The organism is Streptomyces palmae (assembly GCF_004684805.1).
Taxonomy (GTDB): domain Bacteria; phylum Actinomycetota; class Actinomycetes; order Streptomycetales; family Streptomycetaceae; genus Streptomyces; species Streptomyces palmae.
The window spans coordinates 1-4972 of sequence record NZ_SRID01000454.1; the positions used below are offsets into that span (position 1 = coordinate 1).

At 74.3% G+C, this 4972-nt stretch carries 4 protein-coding genes and 5 tRNA genes; 3 read left to right on the forward strand and 6 right to left on the reverse strand.

What is annotated here, in order from left to right:
- The coding region (locus E4099_RS28940) for a serine/threonine-protein kinase (RefSeq protein ID WP_135342083.1) at nt 1–919 on the reverse strand (919 nt) is incomplete at its 3' end.
- A gap of 941 nt (nt 920–1860) precedes the next feature.
- On the opposite strand from E4099_RS28940, the gene E4099_RS28945 reads away from it, so the two are divergent.
- From E4099_RS28945 to E4099_RS28955, 3 genes are all read left to right on the forward strand, one after another.
- On the forward strand, nt 1861–2067 hold the full coding sequence (locus tag E4099_RS28945) for a hypothetical protein (protein WP_135342084.1): 207 nt from the start codon (nt 1861–1863) through the stop codon (nt 2065–2067).
- A gap of 692 nt (nt 2068–2759) precedes the next feature.
- Nucleotides 2760–3857: a phosphotransferase gene (locus E4099_RS28950; RefSeq protein WP_245245276.1), complete on the forward strand. Its 1098-nt coding sequence runs from the start codon at nt 2760–2762 to the stop codon at nt 3855–3857.
- Nucleotides 3858–3925: 68 nt separating this feature from the next.
- Nucleotides 3926–4201, forward strand: coding sequence for a TFIIB-type zinc ribbon-containing protein (locus E4099_RS28955; RefSeq protein WP_135342085.1), 276 nt, complete (start codon nt 3926–3928; stop codon nt 4199–4201).
- A gap of 50 nt (nt 4202–4251) precedes the next feature.
- Here E4099_RS28955 and E4099_RS28960 read toward each other — a convergent pair.
- The 5 genes from E4099_RS28960 to E4099_RS28980 form a co-directional block, all read right to left on the reverse strand.
- Nucleotides 4252–4323 (reverse strand) — tRNA-Val (locus E4099_RS28960).
- A gap of 37 nt (nt 4324–4360) precedes the next feature.
- Nucleotides 4361–4432 (reverse strand) — tRNA-Val (locus E4099_RS28965).
- A 44-nt stretch (nt 4433–4476) separates the two neighbouring features.
- A tRNA-Val gene (locus E4099_RS28970) sits at nt 4477–4548 on the reverse strand.
- Nucleotides 4549–4552: 4 nt separating this feature from the next.
- Nucleotides 4553–4623 (reverse strand) — tRNA-Cys (locus tag E4099_RS28975).
- A 30-nt stretch (nt 4624–4653) separates the two neighbouring features.
- Nucleotides 4654–4726 (reverse strand) — tRNA-Gly (locus tag E4099_RS28980).
- Nucleotides 4727–4972 lie beyond the last annotated feature (246 nt).

Genomic DNA, 4972 nt, shown 5'->3' on the forward strand with positions numbered 1-4972 from the left:
CGGTGCTCTGCTGCGCGTACGCGTCTGCCCGCTTCCCGGTCGGCCGCTCCGGCTGCTGCCGGGGGACCGGGGTGCGGGCGTCCAACGGCCCCTGCCCATGCGCCTCGCGCGCCGCGATCTCCTTCAGGCGCAGCGACAACTGGAGGGTGCTCGGTCGGTCCTCCGGATCCTTGGCCAGGCAGGCGTGGATCAGCGGCGCCAGCGCGTCGGGCACCGCGAGCAGTTGCGGCTCCTCGTGCACCACCCGGTAGAGCATCACCTCCGAACTGCCCTGCCCGAAGGGGGAGTCCGCGGTGGAGGCGTAGGCCAGCGTGGCGCCCAGCGCGAAGACGTCGGTGGCCGGGGTGACCGCCGCGCCGCGCACCTGCTCGGGGGCGAGGAACCCGGGGGAGCCGACCGCGGTGCCCACATGCGTCAGGGTGCTGGCGCCGGTCGCCCAGGCGATACCGAAGTCGATGATCCGCGGCCCCTTGGGGGACAGCAGGATGTTCGAGGGCTTCAGGTCGCGGTGGACCACTCCCGCGTCGTGCACCGCCAACAGGCCCTCGGCCAGTGCGGAACCGATCTGCGCCACCTGGGCGGCGGGCAGCGGGCCGTCCTCGTTCACCTTGTCGTGCAGCGAGGGGCCGGGTACGTACTGGGTGGCGAACCACGGCCGGTCGGCATCCAGGTCGGCGGCCACCAGCCGGGCCGTGCAGCCGCCGCGGATCCGCCGCGCCGCCGACACCTCGCGCGCGAACCGCGAACGGAACTCCTGGTCCTCGGCCAGATCGGGCCGGATCACCTTCAGCGCCACCCGCTGGCCGCGCCGGTCGGAGCCCAGGTAGACCACGCCCATACCGCCCGCGCCCAGCCGCCGGTGCAGACGGAACGAGCCGACGACACGCGGATCCTCGCGCCGGAGCCGCATCATCGCCATGTCCGTCCCCTGCCTCCGGTGGGGAGGCCCCACTCCTTGCGTCTGACGTGCCACAGCTTACGGATTGACGGCCCGTCGCGCTGCGAGGCGGCGCATGCGTCGGCCGACGCTTTGTCAACGGCGGGCGCCCGGCGGGTGAAACGCGCGGCGGCCCGCGACGGTGCGCCGCCGCGCCGGACACGCCGCGCCAACCCGCCTCCCAAAGAGGGCGATTGGGCCCGCGACCGGCACCGCGCCACGGTGTGCGGGCACGGCCGGGGAGCCGACCGGGGCGGATCGGAGGGCGCTACGAGGGGTGACACCGAGGGCGCCGATGACCGGGCGGCGCGCCCGGCCCGAAGTGAGGGAAGTCACCCTGGCGAGGGGGAGTGAAGCCGGAGTTCCGGTGCGGGGCGGCTCGGAGAGCGGGCTCCGGCGCCCGCGGTGGCGAGCGGCGGGAGCCATCCACGGCCCGAAGAGTCGCGATTCCTCCCGGTACGGGATTTCGCCATCGCCCGCTGCGAGGGGGTGGGGAGCGGGACGGCAGGGGCTTCCTCGCCGAAGCGTGCGGGTGCGCGGGCAGGCTTCCTCCCTGGACACCCGGACCCCGGGCACCCTGACCAAGGCATCCGGACCCCGGGCCCCTGGGCTCGCCGAGGGCCGCAGGCGGGCAGGCCGGGGGAGGTGGTCCAGAGTCCGGGGCCGCAAGGGCGCGCCGTCCCGCGTGCGGGGTTTCGCGAGGGCCGTACTCAGGGATGACCCGCAATCCCTGAGGGGGTGTCTCCACCCAGAGGAGTATTCCGCCCCCGGAGACGTCATCCTCATGGAGGCCCGGCAATCGGTACGAAGGCATGACGCCGGGACCGACCGGTCCGCCTAATGTTGAGTCCAAGCGGCGGGTGGCAGCACTCGTCCCCCGAGGTCAGACGCTCGCCGCTGCCAACCTGACAGGAGGCGGGGCGATGGCGGACACCGTGGCACGCACGGTCCGTGGGGCGCGTGGGCGCGAGGGCGCCGACACGTTCGGCGGTCAGCGGCCCGGCACTCGCCATCCCTTGGTCGCGGTGGCGATGGCGATGCCGGTGGCGGCTCTCCTCGCTGTCGCGTTCGGCGGCTGGGAAGCCGTCGTCATCCAAGCGTCGTCCGTGGCGGAAGTGCTGGGGCGCTGAGCGCCCAGGGTCCAGGAGAGCGGCCTGGACCCAGGGACTTCCGGCCATCAACCCCGTGGGGACGGGGGTGCGGCGGACGGCACGAATGCCCGGGTAGCTGGGGAGCTGCCCGGGCATCGCGCCGTGTGGCCTCCGGTCGGATGCGAGCGCCAGCCCACCGTGCCGTGCCAGGCGCCTCTACCGGCCCGAGCCACCCCGTACGCCCCTCTCCGGCCCGCGGCCGATGACATGACCGACGACCGACGACCGATGCCCCTGGGACCGAGGGCCGGCGGCGATACCGCCGGCCGCCCCACCCGGCCCGCTCCACCGGCCGGCTCCCCCGGGCGGCCGCCTCCCCGGAGATCGCGCAGGGTCGCCGCCGGGTGGGGATCCCTGGGCGGCGTTAGGATCCGGCCAGGTGAGCGGCGTACAACGCCGGTGGAGCCGTACGACAGGGGCTGAGCGTGGCAGCAGCAGGACCGGACCCGTCCCCTGGCGGGAAGCGCGCCGTCGACCCCGTCGAGCCGCCGCCGGGACCGCACCCCTCGGCCGAGCGGCTTTCCCCCACCGGCGTGAGCGGGCTCTCCGCGCCCGGCCTCCGCCGACTGGCGGATGCCGCCCGGCGGGCCGCCGACCGCCACCCCCGCCGGCCGCACCCGGCGCACCCGCTGCACCAACTCGCCGCTCCCGCCGGAGCGGACCTCCGGGCGCTGCCGCGGCGCCTGTCCCAGCCGCCCGTGGAGGGCCCCGAGGTGACGGTGCTGGCCGACCGGGCCGACGGCACGGTGGTCCGCTGCGGACCGGTGGTCGCCAAGGCCCACGCCCCGGGCACCGGCCCGCGCCCCTCGGCCACCGGCCAGGGCCCGGCGGACCCGGCCGAAGCGGGTGATGCGGGTGGTCCGGGAGGAGAGGCGTCCGGGCACCCCCCGAGCGGTGCCGGCGGGCCCGCCGAACCGGGGGAGTCGGCCGCACTGCTGGCACGGCTGCGGGTGGCCGCGCACCCCCTGGCCGCCGGGGTACTGCTGGCCCCGCTGGACCCCGCGCCCGGCGCCCTCCCGCAGGGACGAGCGGTGACCCTGTGGCCGTACGGCGCGCCGGTCAGCGCCGACCACCCCGAGGACGCTCCCTGGGAGGCGGCCGGAACGCTGCTGGCCCGCCTGCACCGACTGCCGGTGGACCAGCTGCCCGGCCCCCTCCCGGCGATGCGCGGCCCGGCGAAGGCGGCCAGGGCGATAGCGCGGCTGCGCGCCGCCATCACCGGCCGCCCTTCGGCGAGGACCGACCCCCAGCCGCGGCGGCCCGGCGCCCCCGGCGATCCCGACCCCGCCCCGAACCACGCCGCCGAGGCCGTCTTCCGGGCCTGGGCGGGGCTGCCGGCCTGGGCGCGGGCGGAGGCGCCGATGCCGCGGACCGACATCGTCTGCCACGGCGACCTCCACCTGGGGCAACTGGTGCGGCACCCCGCCCCGGACGGGCCCTGGCTGCTGATCGACGTGGACGACCTGGGGCTCGGCGACCCGGTCTGGGATCTGGCCCGGCCCGCGGCCTGGTACGCCACCGGGCTGCTCGCCGCCGGGGAGTGGACCCGCTTCCTCGACGCCTACCGGGCGGCCGGCGGCCCCGCCGTACGGCCCGCCGGGGACCCCTGGCGCGAGCTGGACGAACCGGCCCGCGCGCTCACCGTGCAGACCGCGGCCACCGCGCTGGCCAAGGCCACCACCGCACGCCGGGAGCTGGACGAGGCGGAGCGGGCGATGGTCACGGCCTGTGCCCGTATCGCCCAGCTCACCCGGGTCGTCGTAGGGTGAACTCCGCGTACCCGCGAGGAAGTTCCCTCCGGGTACGAATGTCCGATGTCTGAGGAGTTGAGCGGACCATGCAGTGTCCCAAGTGCCATGCGCCGATGCACACCTACAACCGCAGCGGCGTCCAGATCGAGCAGTGCAGTGGCTGCCGGGGGATCTTCCTGGACTATGGCGAGCTGGAGGCGCTGACCCAGTTCGAGGCGCAGTGGACGCAGGCCGCGCCTCCGCCGCAGGCGTACCCCGCCGCGCCCCCCGCCCCCGCCTGGGGCGCCTCGCACCAGAGCCACCACGGGCACGGCGGCCACGGTCACCGTCGCGGCTTCGGCCACATGCTCTTCTCCTCCTGAGCACATGACTGAGGGCCGGAGCGAAAGCTCCGGCCCTTGGTCGATCGGTGTGGACGATACTGGGATTGAACCAGTGACCTCTTCCGTGTCAGGGAAGCGCTCTCCCGCTGAGCTAATCGTCCGCGAGACCGCGACCGCCGAAGGCGATCGTGGCGTGCGTGCGCGATACTGGGATTGAACCAGTGACCTCTTCCGTGTCAGGGAAGCGCTCTCCCGCTGAGCTAATCGCGCGGGGGACCGTACCGGAGCCCGACAAGGGCGCCGATGGGATCCAGTGGACGATACTGGGATTGAACCAGTGACCTCTTCCGTGTCAGGGAAGCGCTCTCCCGCTGAGCTAATCGTCCGCAGAGGTGGAGACGGGATTTGAACCCGTGTAGACGGCTTTGCAGGCCGTTGCCTCGCCTCTCGGCCACTCCACCAACCGTGGGGAACGGGAATCCCCCACTTCGAGCGGACGACGAGATTCGAACTCGCGACCCTCACCTTGGCAAGGTGATGCTCTACCAACTGAGCCACGTCCGCACAGATCTCTCCCGGGCCAGCCCGAGGTTGATCTCTGTCTCCGGAGCGCTTCCGCGTCCCGGCGACGTGTTGAACTCTAGCGGATTCCTGGGCCAGCTCAAATTCCGTTTGCCCTGCGTGCTGCGTCGCGCTCTCGCAGCTCACCCCCGGTGCGCCCGCTCACGCCGTCCGGACGACGGCCGCCATAGACTCGCGGCCGTGTCTCGGATACGCCTTTCGACCCGTCCCGCCCCCCAGGTCTCGACC